This is a genomic window from Brachybacterium sp. SW0106-09, assembly GCF_001293905.1.
GTDB lineage: Bacteria > Actinomycetota > Actinomycetes > Actinomycetales > Dermabacteraceae > Brachybacterium > Brachybacterium conglomeratum.
The window spans coordinates 15,347-35,047 of sequence record NZ_BCAK01000010.1 but is presented as its reverse complement, the minus strand read 5'-3'; the positions used below and the strand labels follow the sequence as shown (position 1 = coordinate 35,047).

Below are 19,701 nucleotides of genomic sequence, written 5' to 3'. Positions count from 1 at the left end.
CCGAGGACGGCATCGCGGACACCGTCGCCACCGACGAGGCCCGTGAACAGGCCGAGGCGGCGCTGGTCGCCGTGGGGGAGAGGCTCACCGCCGCGCAGACCGCCGCGAGGGAGGCTGCGGGGCTCGCCGCCCGCAGCGCCGGCGTGGCCCAGCGCGCCGGCTCCGCTCGCGAGGCCCTCGCCGCCGCCTCCGCGCAGGTCCGCGCCGTCGGCGAGGACGCCGGGGTCGTGGTGCGCGTCGCCGACCTCGCCACCGGCCGCTCCGCCGACGGCGAGCGGGTGCAGCTGTCGACCTACGTGCTCATGTGGCGGCTGGACGCCGTGATCGACGCGGCCAACGCCCGTCTCGCCCTCTTCTCCGGCTCCGAGCTCGAGCTGCAGCGCGACCGCGGCGCCCGCGGCGCGAGGAAGACCGGCCTGGACCTGCTGGTCCTCGACCGCCGCACCGACCAGGTGCGGGTGCCCGAGACCCTCTCCGGCGGCGAGACCTTCTTCGTCTCCCTCGCGCTCGCCCTGGGCCTCGCCGACATCGTCATGGGGGAGGCCGGCGGGGTGCAGATGGAGACCCTCTTCATCGACGAGGGCTTCGGCTCCCTGGACCCCGAGACCCTCGAGACCGTCGTGCGGGAGATCGGGCGGCTCGCCGAGAGCGGCCGCACCGTCGGGATCGTCAGCCACGTCGGCGACATGAAGTCCCAGATCGCCGAGCAGATCCACGTGCGCCGCGGCGCCGACGCCCGCTCGACCCTGACCGTCACGGCCTGAGACCACCCCGCGTGGGGCGAGGGCTCTTCAGCACCTTCATCGCGAAGCGGGAGGAGACCTTCGAGACACCGCCGCGAGCCGCGGCACGTGGAACCGCTGGCGAACCTGCGCTGAGGACTGCGCCTACCATCGATGCATCCGTCGGACCAGGAGAGCACCATGACCACGAGCCCCCGCCCCTTCGCCACCCAGGCCCCCGCGGCCGGATCGAGGATCCTCGGCACCGGCCACCACCGGCCCGACCGCGTGATGACCAACGCCGACCTCGAGCAGCTCGTCGAGACCAGCGACGAGTGGATCCGCCAGCGCACCGGCATCGAGGAGCGTCGCATCGCGGCCGACGGGGTCGACGTCGGCGACCTCGCCGCGATCGCGGGACGCAATGCGCTCGCCGATGCGGGCGTCGACCCCTCCGAGATCACGCAGGTGATCGTCGCGACCTGCTCCAACCACGAGCGCTCCCCGAGCGCCGCGGGCCGCGTCGCCCAGCAGCTCGGCATCCCCGCGCCCGCCGCCTTCGACGTGGGCGCGGCCTGCTCCGGCTTCGAGCACGCGCTGGCCGTGGCCGACATGTCGATCCGCACCGGCGCCTCGACCACCACCCTCGTGATCGGTGCGGAGAAGCTCTCCGCCGTCACCGACTACACCGACCGCACCACCTGCATCCTCACCGCCGACGGGGCGGGCGCGATGGTGCTGACCGCGAGCGACCAGCCCGGCATCGCGCCGGTCGTCTGGGGTACCGTCCCCGAGCTCGCCGACGCCGTCACCATCAACGGCGAGGGCCCCGCCTTCGCCCAGCAGGGACGGCAGGTGCTCGGCTGGGCGCTGCGCGAGGCGCCGAAGATCTCGCAGCGGATCGTCGAGGCCGCCGGGCTGACCATGGAGGACATCGACGTGTTCGTCCCCCACCAGGCGAACCTGCGCATGATCGAGCCGCTCGCCGCCGCGCTCGGCCTGCGCGAGGACGCGATCGTCGCCGACGACATCATCACCTCCGGCAACACCTCCGCCGCGACGATCCCGCTGGCGATCTCGCGGATGCGCGAGGCCGGGCGGATCCCCTCCGGCGCGACCGCGCTGCTGGTCGGCTTCGGCGGCGGCTTCTCCTGGGCGGGCCAGGTGGTGCGCCTGCCCTGAGGTGCGGCGCTCAGCGGGCCAGCTCGGCGATGTCCTCCGGCATGCCGTCGCCGCCCATGGTCCGCGCCCAGGCCCCCGCCCCGTCCTGGCGCACGGAGGAGTCGCCGTGGTCGGTCGAGAGCACCCACAGCACGTCGGCGCCCGACTCCCACACGACTCCCGGGAAGTAGCGCTCGACGTGCGGGAGGTCGTCGGTCCACACCGGCTCGCCGGACGTGTCACGGATCGTCGGGCGCAGCTCCTCCCCGTCGGCGACGACGATCGCCGTGAACGCCCCCGAGGGCGCGACGACCTCGTGCTCCTCGGTGGCCAGACGGTCGTCGCGCCGGCCGGAGCAGGCGGCGAGCACCGCCGCACCCGCGGCGGCGAGCGTCGCCGGCAGTCCTCGCCGTGTCATCCCTCGTGCCATCCCCGCCCCCCCTGTGGTCTCCCGGCCGATCGTAGGGGACCTCCCGCGCCCGGAGCGGGCCGATAGGATCGACGAGGCCCCACCCGCACCTGCGCCCCGGAGGACCTCGTGGTCGATTCCCTGACCGTCCAGATCATCGTCACGGTCCTCGCCGGACTCGCCTACGCCGTCGGCCTCACCGGCATCATCGTGCCGGTCCTGCCCGGCACCATCACGATCGTCATCGCGACCCTGGTCTGGGCGATCCTGATCGGCGGCTGGCCCGCCTGGGTCGCCTTCGGGATCGTGCTCCTGCTCGGCGCGGCCGGCATGACCGCCAGCTACGTCCTCACCGGGCGCCGCCTCCACGCGGCCGAGGTGCCGATGTGGCCGGTCTACGTCGCGATCGCCGCGGCGGTCGTCGGCTTCTTCGTCATCCCCTTCCTCGGGCTGCCGATCGGCTTCCTCGCCGGACTGTACGTCGCCGAGTCGCTGCGGCTGAAGGACTGGAGGAAGGGCCTGGACAACACATGGATCGCGCTGAAGGCCCTCGGCACCGGGATCCTCATCGAGTTCTCCCTGGCGGTGCTGTCCACGTTCACCTTCGCGATCGCGGTCATCGTGCACTTCGCGACCGCATGACCACCTCGCAGCACCCCGCCGTCCTCGTCCCCGGACTGAAGCGCCTGCTGAAGGGCTCGTGGGAGCAGAAGCGCTGGTTCGTCCTCGCCGTGCTCGGCGCGACCGCCTTCGCGCTGCTCCAGATCGCGACCTCCTCGATCATCGGGTGGGTCACCGAGGACGTCGTCGTCCCCTCCTTCGCCAGCGGCGAGGTCGCCCCCGCGCTCGTCCTCGGCGGGGGAGCGGCGATCCTCGGCATCGCCGTCGCCCGCGCCGTGACCGTCATGGCGCGGCGCGTCTTCGCCGCCGCCGCCCAGTTCGACCTCTTCCGCCTCTACCGCGAGCGGATCGTCCAGGTCTACGCGAAGGTGCCGCTGCTGTGGCACCGCCGCCAGGCCACCGGCACCCTGCTCAGCTCCGTCTACTCCGACGTCGAGGCGACCTTCTTCGCGATGGCGCCCTTCCCCTTCGCGCTGTCCACCCTGGTGATGCTGGCCTACGCGACCGTGGTCGTCGCCCGCATCGACCCGGTGATCCTGCTGGTCATGCTCGCGCTGATCGTGCTGCTGATCATCCTCAACGTGCTCCTGCAGCGCTTCGCGACCCCGATCGCGATGCGTTCCCAGCAGCTGCGCGCCGAGGTCGCCGAGATCGCCCACGAGTCCTTCGACGGCGCGAACGTGGTGAAATCCCTGGGCCGCGAGGACGTCGAGGAGCGGCGCTTCACCCGCGCCGCCGACGACCTGCGCGAGACCGGGATCCGCTTCGGCTACATCCGCGGCTGGTTCGACCCCGCCATCGACGCCCTCCCGAACCTCGGCATCCTCGCCGTCGCCGTGCTCGGCGCCTGGCGGATCGGGGAGGGGCACCTCAGCACCGGGCAGCTCGTCGAGGTCGCCTACCTGTTCACGCTGATGTCCCTGCCGATCCGGTCCTTCGGCTGGGTGCTCGGGGACCTCTCCCGCACGGTCGTCGGCGGCGGCCGCGTGCAGCAGATCCTCGACGTCGAGGAGGAGCGCACCTACGGCCCCGACCCGCTGCCGAGCGGACCCGGCGTGCTCGCGTTCGACCAGGTCTCCTTCGTCTACCGCGACGACCCCGCCGCCGTGATCCTCGGCCGCGGCGTCCGCGAGGAGCAGCTCGCCGTGCGCGAGGGGCATGCCCTGACCGACGTGTCCCTGCGCGCCGACCCGACGGCCGGGACCCGGGTGCTGGCCGTCGTCGGCGCGACCGGCTCCGGGAAGTCCACCCTCGCGCTGCTCGCCGCGGGCCTGGTCCCGCCGAGCAGCGGCACGATCAGCCTCGACGGTGCCCGCCTCGAGAGCCTCACCGCCGAGGCGCTCACGGCCGACGTCGCCCTCGTGCTGCAGCAGGCCTTCGTCATGGACGCGACCGTGCGCCAGAACGTCACCCTCGGCGAGGACATCGACGAGCGGACCGTGCGCTGGGCGCTGCGCGTCGCCCAGGCCGAGGCCTTCGTCGACGCGCTGCCGGACGGGCTCGACACCGAGCTCGGGGAGCGCGGCGGCTCCCTCTCCGGCGGGCAGCGCCAGCGCATCGCGCTCGCCCGGGCGCTGGCCCGTCGGCCCCGCCTGCTGATCCTCGACGACGCCACCAGCGCCTGCGACCCCAGCGTCGAGCTCGCGATCCTCGACGGGATCCGCCGCGAGATGACCGAGTCGACGCTGCTGCTGATCGCCTACCGCAAGTCCACGATCTCGCTCGCCGACCGGGTCGTGTTCCTCGACCACGGCCGCGTCGCCGACGTCGGCCCCCATGAGGAGCTGCGGGCGCGCAGCGCCGGCTACCGCGCGCTGGTGGACGCCTACGACGAGGCCGCGATCTCCCACAGCCTGCTCGAGGCCTCCAAGCCCCCGCCCAGCGACGCTCCCGAGGAGGAGCCCGACCCCGTCACCGGCGCGATCGAGATCCACAGCGCGGGACGCCACCGCCACGAGGAGTCGGTCGCCGACGAGGGCGAGTGCGAGCCGCCCACCCGCACCGGCGGGATCCCCGCGGTCCGCACCGATCAGGAGGCAGGGCGATGACCGCCGCACCCGCAGCCCGCACCTCGTCCGAGCTCGGCGGGGAGACCGCCGCCGACGAGGGCGCGATTGCGACCATCCGCCGCGGCCTCGCCCTCACGCCCGAGCTGCTGCGCGGGCTGTGGATCACCCTGCTGCTGGCCGTGATCGCGACCGCCGGCAAGGTGGTCGTGCCCATCGCCGTCCAGGCCATCCTCGACCGCGGCATCATCGCGCCCGAGTCCCCCGACGTCGCCTTCGTCGCCGGCGCCGCGGGACTCGCCGCCCTCGTCCTGCTCGCGACCGCGACCTGCAACGTGCTCATGAACCGGCGCCTTTTCCGCCTGGCCGAGACGTCGCTGGCGACCCTGCGCAAGCGCGCCTTCCGCCACATCCACGACCTGTCCCTGCTCACCCAGGGCACCGAGCAGCGCGGCGCCCTCGTCTCCCGCGTGACCAGCGACGTCGACACCGTCAGCCAGTTCATGAGCTTCGGCGGGATCATGCTGGTGGTGATGAGCTTCCAGCTCGTCCTCGCCACCGCCGTGATGGCCTTCTACTCCTGGCCGCTCGCCCTCGTGGTGTGGCTGTGCTACCTCCCGATCCTCGTGATCATGGGCTCCCTGCAGAAGCGGATCCGAGCCCGCTACCAGGTGGTGCGCACGAAGGTCGGCGAGATGCTCGGCACCGTCTCGGAGTCCCTCGTCGGCTCCGCGACCGTGCGCGCCTACGGCACCGAGGAGCGCACCCGCCAGGCCCAGGTCGGCCGGATCGGTGCGGTGCGCGACGCCCAGTTCTCGGTGCTGCGCCCCCAGTCCGCGTCCTTCTTCCTCTCGGAGACGGCCGACGGGCTCGCGACCGCCGTCGTGGTCGTGGTCGGGGTGGTGCTCGGCACCGGAGCGCTCGGGATCGACCTGCCCGGCGCCGACCTCACCGCCGGCGGCGTGGTCGCCTTCGTCTTCCTCGTCTCCCTGTTCAGCCAGCCCGTCCGCATGGGCATCGAGATGCTCTCGGAGGCGCAGAACGCGGTGGCCGGGTGGCGGCGCGTGCTCGGCGTGCTCGACACCCCGGCCGACGTCGCCGACCCCGGCGGCGCCATCGACCCCCGCACCGGCCGGCGCGACGCCCCCGTGCCCGGCGCGAGGCCGCTGCCGGACGGGCTGCTCGACATCGAGATCCGCGAGCTGCGCTACCGCTACCCGACCGGCCCCGAGGTCATCCACGGCCTGGACGTCACCATCCCCGCCCGCTCCCGCATCGCGATCGTGGGGGAGACCGGCAGCGGCAAGACCACCTTCGCCAAGCTGCTCACCCGCATGATGGACCCCGCCTCCGGCACCATCGAGGTGGGCGGGGTGCCGCTGCACCTCGTTCCCTACGACTCGCTGCGCTCCCGCGTGATCATGGTGCCGCAGGAGGGCTTCCTCTTCGACACCACCGTCGCCGGAAACCTGCTCTACGGACGTCCCGACGCGAGCGAGGCGCAGATGCGGCAGGCGCTGGACGAGCTGGGGCTCGGCACCTGGGCCGAGGAGCTGCCGGAGGGGCTGGAGACCCCCGTCGGCCAGCGCGGTGAGTCCCTCAGCGCGGGGGAGCGGCAGCTCGTCGCGCTCGCCCGCGCCTATCTCGCCGACCCCGACATCATCGTCCTGGACGAGGCGACCAGCGCCGTGGATCCCGCCGCCGACGTGCGCCTCCAGCAGGCGATCGACGGCCTCGCCCGCGGCCGCACCACGATCACCATCGCCCACCGGCTCTCCACCGCCGAGCGCGCCGACCGGATCATGGTGCTCGACCAGGGCGACCTCGTCGAGCACGGCACCCACGCCGAGCTCGTCGACCTCGAGGGCGGGATCTACGCCGGGCTGCACCGGTCCTGGGTCGCGCACCGGGCGGAGCGGTGAACGGTGCGATGAGCGACCCCCTGCACCCGCCGACCCCGCCGATCTCCGCCCGCGACGAGCCGCGCTTCGGGAGCGAGGTGCGCAAGCAGGCGCTCGCCGGCGCCTTTGCGGGGCAGGGGGAGGACTACGACCGGCTGCGGCCCGGGTACCCGCCGGCCGCGCTGGAGGCGATGCTCGCGGCGCTGCCCGGTGTCCCCGCGCTGCTCTCCGGCACCGCTTCGACCTCCGACGGCGCGCCGTCCGCCGATGCCGCCTCGTCGCTCCGCGCCGTGGATCTCGGGGCGGGGACGGGGAAGCTGTCGTGGGCGCTCGTGGAGCGGGGGTTCGAGGTGACGGCGGTGGACACCAGCGCGGCGATGCTGGAGACCGCCCGTCGTCGCGGAGCCCGTGGCGCTCTCGCCACCCGCGTCGCTCCCGCCGAGGCGACCGGGCTGCCCGCGACGTCGGCCGAGCTGGTCACCGTCGCCCAGGCGTGGCACTGGTTCGACGCGGAGGCGGCGTCGGCCGAGGTGCTGCGGCTGCTCGCTCCCGGGGGCGTGCTCGCCCTGGTGTGGAACATGCTCGACGTGACGATCCCCTGGGTGCACCGGCTGTCGCGGATCATGCACGCCGGCGACATCCATCGCGAGGACTTCGACCCCACCGTCGGCCCCGGGCTCGAGCTCACCGAGCGCCGCGCCCTCACCTGGGAGGACCCGATGCCCACCCAGGACGTCATCGACCTCGCCCGCACCCGCAGCTACGTGATCACCGCCCCTGAGGAGCGGCGGCAGAAGGTGCTCACGAACCTCGACTGGTACCTCCACGACCACCTCGGCCACGCCCCCGGGGCGAGGGTCGGCGTGCCCTACCGCACCGACCTGTTCCTGTACCGCGCCCGCTGAGGGAGCCTCCCCGCCGCGTCCTCTACCGTGGAGCCCGTGAACCGCCCCGTCCAACGCCTCATCGTCGTCGCCCTCGCGCTCGTGCTGCTCGTCCCCGTCGGCGCGCTCGGCATCTCGCAGCTGCTGAACCCAGGCGGCCAGGAGGAGCAGGCGAGCGAGAACGCGGCCGATCCCGGCAACCCGGAGAACCGGCCGACGGCCGACCCCGCCGAGCAGCCGCCCCGCCCGGACCTGCCGCGCCCGGAGGAGCCGGCAGAGCTGACCGAGCAGAGCGAGGCCGGGGCCGAGGCGACCCTGACCTACCTGCTCGGGTCCTACGACTACATGATGAGCAGCGGCGACATCTCCGTCTGGGAGGACAAGGTCGACCCGAACTGCCAGGTGTGCGCGACCTTCCTGCAGAACGCCGAGCAGCTCGCCGCCCAGGACGGCTATCTCACCGGCGGCGCCTTCGAGGTGCACTCCACCAGCTTCGCCGGCACCGGGGAGCCGCCCGCGACCGGCACCGTCACCGCGCAGTTCACGCAGGAGGCCTCGATCCTCGTCGACGACCCGAGCCTGCAGGCCAACGCCCTCGACGAGGTGACCGGGCAGCTGATCGCCACGGTCGCCTGGGACGGGGAGCGCTGGCGCGTGACGGACATGTCCATCGCCCCGCCCGAGGGCGCGGCCTCCGACGCGGGCGGCGCAGCGGGCTGACCCGCCCGACGCTCACCGGCTCCGCCCTGCGCGGAACCTCCGATAGTCGGATGCCCCTGTCAGGCGCCTGTGCCTATGCTTCCGGGGCCCACCGGATCCTGCCCGGCCCGGACGGCCCTTCGGAAGGATTCTCGTGACCCTGCTGCGCCTCGTGCTCGGAGGCCTGAAGCCGTACGTGATCTGGGTGCTCCTCGTGGTGCTCTTCCAGATCGCCGGCGTGCTGGCCGCCCTCTACCTCCCCACCCTCAACGCCGACATCATCGACGACGGCGTCGCGAAGGCCGACGTCCCCGTGATCTGGGAGCTCGGTCGGATCATGCTGGTGATCTCGCTGGGGAACATCATCGCGCTCGTCGCGGCGAACTTCTTCGCCGCCCGCTCCGCGATGCGGGTCGGCAAGGACCTGCGCCAGGCGGTCTTCCGCCGCGTGAACTCCTTCTCCCCGCGCGAGCTCGCCGAGTTCGGCACCCCCTCCCTCATCACCCGCTCCACGAACGACGTGCAGCAGGTGCAGATGCTGATCTTCTTCTCCCTGAACATGCTGGTCCAGGCCCCCGTCACGGGGATCGGCGGGGTGATCCTCGCGCTGCGGGTCGAGCCGGGGATGGCCTGGCTGATCGCGGTGATGGTGCCGGTCATGCTCGTCGCCGTCGGCCTGCTCATCGCGCGTGCGGCGCCCCTGTTCAAGCAGATGCAGGGTAAGATCGACGACATCAACGGCGTGCTGCGCGAGCAGATCACCGGCATCCGCGTGCTGCGTGCCTTCGTGCGCGAGGACCGCGAGCGGGAGCGCTACGCCGTGGTCAACGGCGAGCTGACCGAGCTGAACCGCCGCATCGGCCTGCTGATGATCCTCATCAACCCGATCATCATGTTCATCCTGAACATGTCGAGCGTCCTCGTGCTGCTGGTCGCCGCGCCGCGCATCGACTCCGGCCAGATGGAGATCGGCTCGATCACCGCCTTCATCGCCTATCTCATGCAGATCCTCATCGCGGTGATGATGGCGACCTTCATGACGATGATGATCCCGCGCGCCATGGTCTCCGCCGAGCGCATCACCGAGGTGCTCGAGACCGAGACCAGCGTCCACCAGCGCACCGACGGGATCCGGGAGATCGAGGGCCCGATCGAGCTGACCTTCGAGGACGTCTCCTTCACCTATCCCGGCGCCGAGCGACCCGTGCTCCAGGACATCTCCTTCACCGCCCGCGCCGGGCAGACCGTCGCGATCATCGGCGGCACCGGCGCCGGCAAGACCACCCTGATCAACCTCGTCCCGCGCCTGATGGACGCGACCGAGGGGCGCGTGCTGCTGAACGGGCACGACGTGCGCGACCTCGACGCCCGCGTGCTCTGGGACCGGGTCGGCCTCGTGCCGCAGCGGCCCTACCTGTTCTCCGGCACCGTCGCGACGAACCTCCGCTTCGGCAGCCCTGACGCCGACGAGCAGGAGCTCTGGCACGCGCTCACCGTCGCCCAGGGCCGGGACTTCGTCGCCGCGATGCCCGAGCAGCTCGACTCCCCGATCGCGCAGGGCGGCACGAACGTCTCCGGCGGGCAGCGCCAGCGGCTCTGCATCGCCAGGGCGCTCGCCGCGAAGCCGTCGCTGTACCTCTTCGACGACTCCTTCAGCGCGCTGGACCTCACCACCGATGCGCGACTGCGCGCCGCGCTCGTGCCCGAGACCCGCGACGCGCTCCAGCTCGTGGTCGCCCAGCGCGTCTCCACCATCACCGGCGCGGATCTGATCCTCGTGCTGGACAACGGCAGGATCGTCGGGCAGGGCACCCATGCCGAGCTGCTGGAGGGCTCGGAGACGTACCGCGAGATCGTCCGCAGCCAGGGCGTCGAGGAGGAGGTGGCGTGATGAGCACCGCGGAGAGCACCCCCGCCGAGAGCCCGGCCGACGAGATCGCCGCGGAGAAGGACGCCGAGCGCGGACTGCGCCCGGGCCAGAGCGCGAAGGACTTCTGGCCCTCGACGAAGCGCCTGCTGCGCGAGATGGGCCCCGAGCGGGCGTACCTGATCGCCGCGATCCTCGTCGGCGTCGTGTCCGTGGGCTTCTCCGTGGTGGGGCCGAGGATCCTCGGCCGCGCGACCGACATCATCTTCACGGGCCTGATCTCGAAGGGCCTGCCCGCCGGTGCCGACCCCGACCAGGTCATCGAGGGCCTGCGCGCGCAGGGCCAGGAGCAGTTCGCGGACATGCTCTCGGGGATGACCCTCACCCCCGGCGAGGGCATCGACTTCGGCGCGCTGTACCAGACCCTCGGCCTGGCCGTCGGCCTCTTCGCCGTCTCCGCGCTGCTGATGTGGCTGCAGGGCGTGGCGCTGAACCGGATCCTGGTGCGGATGGTCTCCCGGCTGCGCCGCGACGTCGAGGAGAAGCTGCACCGCCTGCCGCTGAAGTACTTCGACCGGATGAAGCGCGGCGAGATCCTCTCCCGCGTCACCAACGACATCGACAACATCCAGAACACCCTGATGAACACCGTCACGGGGCTGGTGAACTCGATCCTCACCGTGCTCGGCGTGCTGGTGATGATGCTGATGATCTCGTGGCAGCTCTCGCTGATCGCGCTCGCCGTGATCCCCGTGGCGCTCGTGCTCACCGGCGTCGTCGGCTCGCGGGCGCAGAAGCTGTTCGCCCAGCAGTGGGACGCGACGGGCGTGGTGAACTCCGAGGTCGAGGAGGCCTACACCGGGCACGCTCTGGTGACCGTCTTCGGCCGCCGCGAGGAGGTCGCCGCCCGCTTCGAGGAGAAGAACGACCGCCTGTTCCGCGCCACCTTCGGCGCCCAGTTCGTCTCCTCCCTGATCATGCCGCTGATGATGTTCGTGGGGAACCTGAGCTATGTCGTCGTCGCGATCGTGGGCGGTCTGCGGATCATCTCCGGCCAGCTCACCCTCGGCGACGTGCAGGCCTTCATCCAGTACTCCCGCCAGTTCACACAGCCACTCTCGCAGGTCGCCTCGATGGCGACGATGCTGCAGTCCGGCGTGGCCAGCGCCGAGCGGGTCTTCGAGCTGCTGGACGCCGAGGAGCAGGAGCCCGAGACCACACAGATCACCGCTGCGGCCGGGATCCGCGAGGGGCGCGTCGAGTTCGAGCACGTCCGCTTCTCCTACAGCCCCGACCGCGAGCTGATCCGGGACCTCTCGCTCGTCGCCGACCCGGGCCACACCGTCGCGATCGTCGGGCCGACGGGGGCCGGGAAGACGACGCTGGTGAACCTCGTGATGCGGTTCTACGAGATCGACGGCGGACGGATCACCATCGACGGGATCGACATCCGCGACCTCACCCGCGCCCAGCTGCGCGAGCGCACCGGCATGGTCCTCCAGGACACCTGGCTGTTCAAGGGCACCCTGCGCGAGAACATCCGCTACGGGCGGCTGGACGCGACCGACGACGAGGTGATCGAGGCCGCCGTCGCCACCCACGTCGACGACTTCGCCCGCCAGCTGCCCGACGGCTACGACACCATCGTGGACGACGACGGATCGACCCTGTCCGCCGGCGAGAAGCAGCTGGTCACCATCGCCCGAGCCTTCCTCGCCCGGCCCAGCCTGCTGATCCTGGACGAGGCGACCTCGAGCGTGGACACCCGCACCGAGGTGCTCGTGCAGAACGCGATGAACCGCCTGCGGGAGGGACGCACCAGCTTCGTCATCGCCCACCGCCTCTCCACCATCCGCGACGCGGACCTGATCCTCGTGATGGAGGCGGGGGACATCGTCGAGCAGGGCTCCCACGAGGAGCTGCTCGCGGCCGGCGGCGCCTATGCGCGGCTGTACCGCTCCCAGTTCGAGGGCGCGGCGGTCGACCTCGACGCGGAGGAGGTGCTGGCCGCGCAGGACGCCGGAGGCGAAGAGGCGCCGACGACGACCGGGCCGATCGCGATGGGGTGAGGGACCTGACACCGAGTTGTGGCCATGCAGGGTTATGAATACTATTCATCGGTGACTTCCCTCCGACCCCGTCGCCGCACCCTGCTGCGCGCCGCGCCCCTGGCCCTCGCCACGGGCGCGCTCACCCCGGTGCTGGCCTCCTGCACCCGCGCCTCCGAGCGCCTGGACGCCGAGTCGAACGCCGTGCCCGAGGTGGACCTCTCCGGCATCGAGGAGGTCCCCGAGATCTCCGCCCTCGTCCCCGCGGACATCCGCGCGCGCGGCGAGCTGGTCAACGGCGCCGCCCTGAACTACGCCCCCGGCGAGTTCGTCGGCTCGAGCGGGAGGGCGATCGGCTACGACATCGACATCCTCGCCGGGATCGGCGCCGTCCTCGGCCTCGCCACCCGCACCGAGGCGGCGGTGTTCGCGCAGATCATCCCCGCCGTCGGCTCCACCTACGACGTCGGCATGTCGAGCTTCACCGTCAACGAGGAGCGCCTGGCCGCCGTGGACATGGTGTCCTACTTCCAGGCCGGCATCTCCTACGCGGTGAAGGCCGGGAACCCCTACGACATCCATCCCGACGACCTGTGCGGCAAGCGCGTCGCCCTCCAGGTCGGCACCTACCAGGAGGAGCTCTCCATCGAGCGCTCCCAGGAGTGCCGCGACCAGGGCCTCGGCGGCTACGACATGCTCGCCTACGCCTCGAACTCCGACGCCGCGACCAACGTCGCCGGCGGCAAGGGCGACATCCTCATGGCCGACTCCCCGGTCACCGCCTACGCCGTGGCCCGCTCCCGCGGGACCCTCGAGCCGATCGGCGAGATCGAGGAGTCGGCGCTGAACGGCATCGTCGTCTCCAAGGACCAGCCCGAGCTGGCCGAGGCGATCCGCGTCGCCGTGCAGCACCTCATCGACGACGGCCACATGGAGCGCATCCTCGCTGCATGGGGCAACGAGGCAGGAATGATCCCGACCGCGGAAGTGAACCCCCAGCCGTGACCACCACCCAGACCCCCAGCCCCGCCGGTCCCGCGACCGAGGGCGGCTTCACCCCGATCCGCGCGAAGGCCGCGCCGCGCCCCGGCACCTGGATCTCCGCCGTGATCGTGGCCCTGCTCGCCGCGGGCCTCGTCGGCTTCCTCGTGACCAACCCCGTGCTCGAATGGGGCACCGTCGCGACCTATCTCCTCGACGTGAAGGTGGTCCAGGGCGTCGGCTGGACGCTGCTGCTGACCCTGCTGTCGATGATCCTCGGCACCGTCGTCGCGCTCACCGCCGCGATCATGCGCCGCTCCGAGAACCCCGTGCTGCGCGGCGTGAGCTGGGCGTACATCTTCGTCTTCCGCGGCATCCCGGTGTACACGCAGCTCGTGTTCTGGGGCCTGTTCACCGTGATCGTCCCCAAGATCGTGGTCGGAGTGCCGTTCGGGCCGGAGCTGTGGAGCTTCTCCACCCGCGACCTGCTCACCGCCTTCTGGGCGGCCGTGATCGGGCTGGGCCTGAACGAGGGCGCCTATCTCGCCGAGATCATCCGCTCCGGCCTGAACTCCGTGGACAAGGGCCAGACCGAGGCGTCCAAGGCGCTCGGCATGGGGAACGGGACGATCCTGCGCCGCATCATCGTGCCGCAGGCCATGCGCGTGATCGTACCGCCGCTCGGGAACGAGACCATCGGCATGCTGAAGACCACCTCGCTGGTGCTCGCGGTGCCCTTCACCCTCGACCTCACCTTCGCCACCAACGGCATCGCCAACAAGCTGTTCACCCCGATCCCGCTGCTGATCGTCGCGGCGCTGTGGTACCTCGCGATCACCTCGGTGCTGATGGTGGGCCAGCACTACCTCGAGCGGTACTTCGGCCGCGGCTTCGACGCCCGCACCCCCGCCCGCCCCGGCCGCGGCGGACGCTCCCGCCAGGCCGCCGTGAACAGCGCCGGCACGACCCCGCAGGACCCGCTCCCGGAGGTGGAGCTGTGATGAGCCAGAACGACGAGAACCCTGTCGTGATCCAGGTCGAGGGCGTCCACAAGACCTTCGGCGACCTCCACGTCCTCAAGGGCTGCGACCTCACCGTCCGCTCCGGCGAGGTGGCCGTGCTGGTGGGCCCCTCCGGCTCCGGCAAGTCCACCCTGCTGCGCTGCATCAACCAGCTCGAGGAGCCCACCGCGGGCCGCGTCCTGATCGACGGGGTCGTGCAGGGCTACCGCGCCGAGCCCCTGCCCGACGGGCGCTGGCAGAAGCTCCGTCCCGCCGAGATCGCCGCGCAGCGCTCCCGCATCGGCATGGTCTTCCAGCGCTTCCACCTCTTCCCGCATCTCACCGCGCTCGCCAACGTGATGGAGGCGCCCGTGCAGGTGCGCGGCCTGCCGAAGGACGCCGCGGAGAAGAAGGCCCGCCAGCTGCTGGAGCGGGTGGGGCTCGGCGACCGCGCCGACCACTACCCCTCCGAGCTCTCCGGCGGGCAGCAGCAGCGCGTCGCGATCGCCCGGGCGCTGGCCATGGACCCCGAGCTGATGCTCTTCGACGAGCCCACCAGCGCCCTGGACCCCGAGCTGGTCTCCGAGGTGCTCACCGTGCTCAAGGACCTCGCGGCCGAGGGGATGACCATGGTCGTGGTGACCCATGAGATGGGCTTCGCCCGCGAGGTCGCCGACCAGGTCGTGTTCATGGACGAGGGACGGATCCTCGAGAGCGGCACGGCCGAGCAGGTCATCGACGCCCCCCGCTCGGAGCGCCTGAAGGGCTTCCTCGCGTCGGTGCTCTGAGCTGTCGGTGCTGGGACCGGTCGGCCGTGCCGGGTGCGGCTCAGGCCGCGGGGATCTCGAACTCGCCGCGGAACTCCGGGATCGTCTCGTCCTCGCCGAGGATCTTCGCCTCGGGACGCACGTAGGCGCCCTTGAGGACGTCGCCGCTCTGCTCGACGTAGATGGGGATGTAGCCGGTCGCCTCCCCGTCGCGGCGCGGAGCGCCCTCGAAGTAGGTGTAGCCCGCGGCGGTCAGCTCGTCGTCCGCGGTGGAGGCGTAGTTGACCTCCTCGCCGCCGTCGTCGAGCAGGAAGTCCTGCTGGCTGACGACGCCGCCGAACTGCTCGCCGGGGGTGACCGCGACCTCGAGGTAGATCATCTCGCCGTCGGGGTTGTCCGAGGCCATGTAGTACTCGGTGGGGTTGTTCCGCACGGCCGAGACGATGGTGACCACGTCGCCGGTCTCCTCGTCGGTGAGCTCGGTGCCGATCTCCACGACCGTCCCCTCGCCGGCCGCAGCGGCGTCCCCGCCCTCCTCCTCGGTGCTCACCTCGGCGTCCTCCTCACCGCCCGCGTCGGAGGCGGCGTCGTCGGCCTCCTCCTCGGCGGCCGGATCGGCCTCCTCCTCGGCGACGCCGGCCGCCGGGTCCGGCTCGGCCGGGGCCTCATCGGCGCCGCCGCAGGCGGTCAGGGCGAGCACGGTGACGGCGGCCAGGGCGGCGCCTCGGGCGAAGATCGTTCGGGACATGGTGTCCTCCTCGGTGTGTCGGTGATCGAAGACTATGCGCAGGTCACCGCCGCTCGCGATGGGGAGGACTCCCCAGGCAGCGGTGCATGGGGAGTTCTCCCCATCGCCCATGGCGTCGGCGCGGAGGACATGTGCGCGCAGAGGGCCGGCGCCGCGCGCACGGCCGGCGAGAGCGCTCCGCCGAGGCGCCCCTCCGCGGCTTCAGGACCGGGCCGGACGCTCCTCGAGCTGCCGGCGGCGAGAGCGGCCCGCCCCGCCCGCCGAGGGCGCCGCGAGGGCGGCGGCGATCGCCGTGGTTAGCGGGATCGCGAGCACGAGGCCGATCGAGGCGACCAGGGTCCGGAAGATCTCCGCCGCGATCTCCCCGGAGGTCAGCGTGCCCAGCAGGGAGCGGTTGATGGTGCTGGCGTACATCAGCAGCGGCAGCGCCGAGCCGATGTAGGCGTAGGCCAGCGTGTAGACGGTCGAGGCGATGTGGTCCCGACCGATGCGCATGGTCGCGGCGAACACCGTGAAGCGCGAGGTGGTCGGCATGGCGGCGCGCAGCTCCCAGGCGGAGGAGGCCTGGGTGATGGTGACGTCGTTGAGCGCACCGAGCCCGGAGATGATCACCCCGGCCAGGAACACGGCCGAGAGCGACAGCTGCGGGTAGCTGGAGAAGAGAATCTGGGCGGCGTCCCCGTCGGCCCCGGTCATGCCGGTGGCGCGCCCCGCGAGCAGGGCGATCAGCACCGTCACGGCGATGCCGCCGAAGGTGCCCAGCACCGCGGTGGTGGTGCGCACCGAGATCCCGTGCGCGAAGTAGACGCACGGGAAGATCATCGCCGAGGCGGCGACCAGCGCGACCAGCACCGGGTCCTGGCCGGCGAAGATCGCCGGGAGCATGAACCACAGCACGATCGCGACGCCCGCGGCGAGGCCCGCCATCGCCCGCAGGCCGCTGCCGCGCGCCACGAGCGCCACCAGCAGCAGATAGGCCAGCAGCAGCAGGCCCAGCGGCAGCGCCCGCTCGTGGTCGAAGTAGAACAGGACCGGGGCCGACGTCTCCTCGACGCCTCCAGCGCCCTGATCGCCGAGGTCGAGCACCCGCAGCCGGTCGCCGGCGCGGATGCCGTCGGCCGCGATCTGGGGCGGCACCTCCACCAGGACGCCCTGCCCGTCCAGCGGGTCCGCGCGACCGACCGCCTCGACGAGGACGCTCTCCTCGGTGTCCCCGACCTCCGGCACCTCGGTGACGGTGACCGGGACGATCTCGACGCCCGGGGCGAGGAACTCGGACTCGGCGGCGGGGGTGGACGCACCGGGCCACAGGACGATCAGGCCCGCCACGGTCGCAGCCAGCAGCGCGAGGACCAGCGCGGTGAGCACCATCCTCGGACGGCGGCCGACGGGCGCGGGGGAGCCGGCGCCGTGGGAGTGCGAGTGGGTGTGCGCGGGGGCGGGCGCATCGTCCGCGCGACGGGCCCGCCTGCCGTGGCTCACCACTCCAGGACCTGCCAGCGCTTCTTCTTCGCCACGGCGTACAGCCCCAGGTCCGGGGCGACCGCGGCGGGGGTGCCGACGAGCGCGAGCCAGGCGGCGTCGGCGTGGGAGTCGCCGTAGCCGTAGGAGGTCGACAGGTCCGCGCCGTGCAGGGCCGCGTACTTGCGCAGCCAGTTCGCCCGGGCCTCGTCCACCAGCGGGGGAGTGGCGAGATAGCCGGTCATGACCCCGCTGCTGTCCTCGTCCATGTGGGTGGCGACGACCTCGTCGAAGAGGTCCGCAAGCGGCTCGACAAGCACGTCCAGCGCGCCGGAGACGAGCACGGTGCGGTGCCCGGCGGCGCGGTGGCGCTCGATGGTCTCCAGCGCCTCCGGGCGGATCGAGGCGCGGATGCGACGCCCGGCCTCGCCCTTCATGAGGGCGCGCAGCTCCTCGGCGCGGTATCCCTTGTAGCGGCGGTTGACCAGGCGGATCAGCTCGGAGCGGTCGCGCTGGTCGGCGCGCAGGTATCCCGGCACCGCGGCGAGCAGGCCGCCGATCTCGGCCGGCCAGGTGCGGCGGGGGCGGGTCGCGCGGACCACGGCGAAGTACTGCTGGACGATGTTCGTGGCCAGCACGGTGCCGTCGAGGTCGAAGATCGCGAGCGAGTCCGTGGACTGCTTCAGCTCGGGCGTCGGGCGGGAGGCGCGGCGCTTCTGGGCGGACTTCGCCCGGGAGTATGCCTTGGTGAGCTCCGTGACGGCGGGCAGGTGCTGCCTCTGGAAGTAGTCCTTCCACACGATCCCGGTGACGTCGAAGTCGTGGGTGGCCAGGAACTCCTCCGGCAGCTCGGCCCGCAGCGCCCGCGTGTTCGCGTCGTCGAAGACCATCTCGGTCTTCGTGTAGTGGCGGTACAGCTCGATGTACTTGCGCAGCATCGTCAGTCCCGAGGTGGCCTTGTGCAGGTTCGAGGTCCACTCGCGGGTGCGCTTGGTGGCCGGGAGATAGGCGACCGCGGTCGAGCCGATCTTCGCGGTGAGCTCCTTGGCGCGGAAGCGCTGCTCGACCATCTCCACCGCCGGGAAGGACCACTCGGGCACCTCGATCGGACGGCCCTTCTCATCCTCGAGCGGGTGCTTCGTGAAGTACTCGCGCACCGCGGTGACCATCTCGTGGAAGGGCATCGGGTTCGAGGCGCCGGAGACGACCTGGTAGTAGGCGTCGTCGCCGCGACGGGAGACGTCCTGGGTCGCGAGCGCCACGATGACGTTCACGACGTGGTCGACGGGGATCACGTCGAGGATGGAGTCCGCGAGGCCCGGGAACTCCGGCAGCATGCCGCGGCCGTAGGCCATGATCAGCGGGTCGGCGACCTTGTATCCGTCGATCCAGCCGGGGTAGGGCTTCTTCATGGCGGACTCGATGATGGAGGGGCGCACGAAGGAGACGCGATGGCCGTTCCCTGCCCACAGCTCCTCGGCGACCTGCTCGGCCATCGCCTTGGTGAACGTGTAGATGTCGGTCCAGCCGACGGACTGGGCGCGGGTGCGGCCGAAGTCGACCAGGCGCTGCTGGACCCAGTCGCGCCGCGCCTCCTCGGAGACGTTCGCGACGGACTTCGGGCCCATGCGGCCCACCTGCAGCTTCGCAGTGCGGATCTGGGAGCGGAGAGTCTCGGGCTTCCGGGATTCCGCCTCGACGCGCTCGCGGGCGGCGAGGGCGGCGTCGTACTCGGCGCGCCAGTCGACGTCGGAGCGCAGCGAGCCCTCCTGGCGCAGCCCCTTGGAGATGCCGCCGACGTAGGCGGTGGAGACGTGGATCACGTGCGGGTCCTGGCCGGAGGCCAGCAGCGCCTCGTAGAGGTTGCGGGCGCCGCCGACGTTGGTGCGGAAGGCGTCGTCGATCGGCGGGTCGAAGGAGACGGAGGAGGCCGAGTGGATCACCGTGTCGACGGGCTCGGTGATCGCGGGCATGTCGGTGAGGTCGCCCTCGAGCACGCCGACGCGCGCGTCGAAGATCTCCTTCAGGCGCGCCTTCCCGTCGGCCGCGCCGCCGAGCGCGCCCTCCTTCTCCAGCAGCTCGCCCCAGGAGGCGAAGACGGGCTTGCGCAGCAGCTGCTCGAGGCGCTTGCGGCCCGTCACGGAGCCCTTGGGGCGCACCACGGCGGTGACGTGGACGTCCTCGGTGGTCTCCAGCAGCGAGCGCAGGACGGCCTGGCCGAGGAATCCGGTGACGCCCGTGAGCAGGATCCGTCGCCCCCCGGTGCCCCCGGGGGTGGACGGGGCGGCGGCGGGGGAGGTGTGCGACATGGGATCCTCTGGGGACGGGGGCGGAGGTGCCGGACTGACCCGGGAGGCCAGCGGCAGGGCCCGGGCGGGCCTGCGCGCGCGACGCGTCCGCGGTGTCTCTGCCCGGCGGCTTCTCC

16 protein-coding genes are annotated in these 19,701 nt (G+C 72.0%); 12 read left to right on the top strand and 4 right to left on the bottom strand.

The genetic code is table 11. The features are described 5' to 3' along the window. On the top strand, window positions 1-764 hold a 764-nt coding region (locus Y09_RS06315), incomplete at its 5' end, for an SbcC/MukB-like Walker B domain-containing protein (protein WP_304438700.1). A gap of 159 nt (window positions 765-923) precedes the next feature. Next, window positions 924-1,904, top strand: coding sequence for a beta-ketoacyl-ACP synthase III (locus tag Y09_RS06310; RefSeq protein WP_053916970.1), 981 nt, complete (start codon window positions 924-926; stop codon window positions 1,902-1,904). A gap of 10 nt (window positions 1,905-1,914) precedes the next feature. Here the strand turns inward: Y09_RS06310 and Y09_RS06305 are convergent, their stop codons facing one another. Beyond that, on the bottom strand, window positions 1,915-2,301 hold the full coding sequence (locus tag Y09_RS06305) for a hypothetical protein (RefSeq protein WP_053916966.1): 387 nt from the start codon (window positions 2,299-2,301) through the stop codon (window positions 1,915-1,917). A gap of 120 nt (window positions 2,302-2,421) precedes the next feature. On the opposite strand from Y09_RS06305, the gene Y09_RS06300 reads away from it, so the two are divergent. From Y09_RS06300 to Y09_RS06255, 10 genes are all read left to right on the top strand, one after another. Continuing rightward, window positions 2,422-2,934, top strand: coding sequence for a DUF456 domain-containing protein (locus Y09_RS06300; RefSeq protein WP_053916965.1), 513 nt, complete (start codon window positions 2,422-2,424; stop codon window positions 2,932-2,934). Further along, window positions 2,931-4,961, top strand: coding sequence for an ABC transporter ATP-binding protein (locus Y09_RS06295; protein ID WP_053916964.1), 2,031 nt, complete (start codon window positions 2,931-2,933; stop codon window positions 4,959-4,961). The genes Y09_RS06300 and Y09_RS06295 overlap by 4 nt, the downstream gene beginning before the upstream one ends. Next, a complete protein-coding gene (locus Y09_RS06290; RefSeq protein WP_053916963.1) occupies window positions 4,958-6,841 on the top strand; it encodes an ABC transporter ATP-binding protein in 1,884 nt (627 codons plus the stop codon). Before Y09_RS06295 ends, Y09_RS06290 begins: the two co-directional genes overlap by 4 nt. An 8-nt stretch (window positions 6,842-6,849) precedes the next feature. Beyond that, the gene (locus Y09_RS06285) at window positions 6,850-7,725 is read left to right on the top strand and encodes a class I SAM-dependent methyltransferase (RefSeq protein ID WP_053916969.1); all 876 of its coding nucleotides are present in this window, start codon (window positions 6,850-6,852) and stop codon (window positions 7,723-7,725) included. Window positions 7,726-7,761: 36 nt separating this feature from the next. Continuing rightward, on the top strand, window positions 7,762-8,424 hold the full coding sequence (locus Y09_RS06280) for a DUF6318 family protein (RefSeq protein WP_053916962.1): 663 nt from the start codon (window positions 7,762-7,764) through the stop codon (window positions 8,422-8,424). A gap of 133 nt (window positions 8,425-8,557) precedes the next feature. Then, window positions 8,558-10,294, top strand: a complete 1,737-nt coding sequence (locus Y09_RS06275) for an ABC transporter ATP-binding protein (RefSeq protein WP_053916961.1) — start codon at window positions 8,558-8,560, stop codon at window positions 10,292-10,294. Further along, window positions 10,294-12,339: an ABC transporter ATP-binding protein gene (locus tag Y09_RS06270; RefSeq protein ID WP_053916960.1), complete on the top strand. Its 2,046-nt coding sequence runs from the start codon at window positions 10,294-10,296 to the stop codon at window positions 12,337-12,339. The genes Y09_RS06275 and Y09_RS06270 overlap by 1 nt, the downstream gene beginning before the upstream one ends. A 51-nt stretch (window positions 12,340-12,390) precedes the next feature. Continuing rightward, window positions 12,391-13,323, top strand: a complete 933-nt coding sequence (locus Y09_RS06265; protein ID WP_010549428.1) for an ABC transporter substrate-binding protein — start codon at window positions 12,391-12,393, stop codon at window positions 13,321-13,323. Further along, on the top strand, window positions 13,320-14,300 hold the full coding sequence (locus Y09_RS06260) for an amino acid ABC transporter permease (RefSeq protein WP_133675615.1): 981 nt from the start codon (window positions 13,320-13,322) through the stop codon (window positions 14,298-14,300). Before Y09_RS06265 ends, Y09_RS06260 begins: the two co-directional genes overlap by 4 nt. Next, window positions 14,300-15,088: an amino acid ABC transporter ATP-binding protein gene (locus Y09_RS06255; protein WP_053916959.1), complete on the top strand. Its 789-nt coding sequence runs from the start codon at window positions 14,300-14,302 to the stop codon at window positions 15,086-15,088. Before Y09_RS06260 ends, Y09_RS06255 begins: the two co-directional genes overlap by 1 nt. Before the next feature lie 40 nt (window positions 15,089-15,128). Here the strand turns inward: Y09_RS06255 and Y09_RS06250 are convergent, their stop codons facing one another. The 3 genes from Y09_RS06250 to Y09_RS06240 form a co-directional block, all read right to left on the bottom strand. Next, window positions 15,129-15,815: a hypothetical protein gene (locus Y09_RS06250; RefSeq protein ID WP_053916958.1), complete on the bottom strand. Its 687-nt coding sequence runs from the start codon at window positions 15,813-15,815 to the stop codon at window positions 15,129-15,131. 201 nt (window positions 15,816-16,016) lie between these two features. Beyond that, on the bottom strand, window positions 16,017-17,297 hold the full coding sequence (locus Y09_RS06245; RefSeq protein WP_234695654.1) for a YibE/F family protein: 1,281 nt from the start codon (window positions 17,295-17,297) through the stop codon (window positions 16,017-16,019). Continuing rightward, on the bottom strand, window positions 17,294-19,585 hold the full coding sequence (locus Y09_RS06240) for an HAD-IB family hydrolase (RefSeq protein ID WP_053916956.1): 2,292 nt from the start codon (window positions 19,583-19,585) through the stop codon (window positions 17,294-17,296). The genes Y09_RS06245 and Y09_RS06240 overlap by 4 nt, the downstream gene beginning before the upstream one ends. Window positions 19,586-19,701 lie beyond the last annotated feature (116 nt).

Bases quoted from the DNA above. Each gene is read 5' to 3' on its own strand.
- Y09_RS06290 (WP_053916963.1), top strand. From the start codon at position 4,958: ATGACCGCCGCACCCGCAGCCCGCACCTCGTCCGAGCTCGGCGGGGAG.
- Y09_RS06270 (WP_053916960.1), top strand. From the start codon at position 10,294: ATGAGCACCGCGGAGAGCACCCCCGCCGAGAGCCCGGCCGACGAGATC.
- Y09_RS06305 (WP_053916966.1), bottom strand. From the start codon at position 2,301: ATGACACGGCGAGGACTGCCGGCGACGCTCGCCGCCGCGGGTGCGGCG.
- Y09_RS06310 (WP_053916970.1), top strand. From the start codon at position 924: ATGACCACGAGCCCCCGCCCCTTCGCCACCCAGGCCCCCGCGGCCGGA.
- Y09_RS06285 (WP_053916969.1), top strand. From the start codon at position 6,850: ATGAGCGACCCCCTGCACCCGCCGACCCCGCCGATCTCCGCCCGCGAC.
- Y09_RS06295 (WP_053916964.1), top strand. From the start codon at position 2,931: ATGACCACCTCGCAGCACCCCGCCGTCCTCGTCCCCGGACTGAAGCGC.
- Y09_RS06255 (WP_053916959.1), top strand. From the start codon at position 14,300: ATGAGCCAGAACGACGAGAACCCTGTCGTGATCCAGGTCGAGGGCGTC.
- Y09_RS06240 (WP_053916956.1), bottom strand. From the start codon at position 19,585: ATGTCGCACACCTCCCCCGCCGCCGCCCCGTCCACCCCCGGGGGCACC.
- Y09_RS06250 (WP_053916958.1), bottom strand. From the start codon at position 15,815: ATGTCCCGAACGATCTTCGCCCGAGGCGCCGCCCTGGCCGCCGTCACC.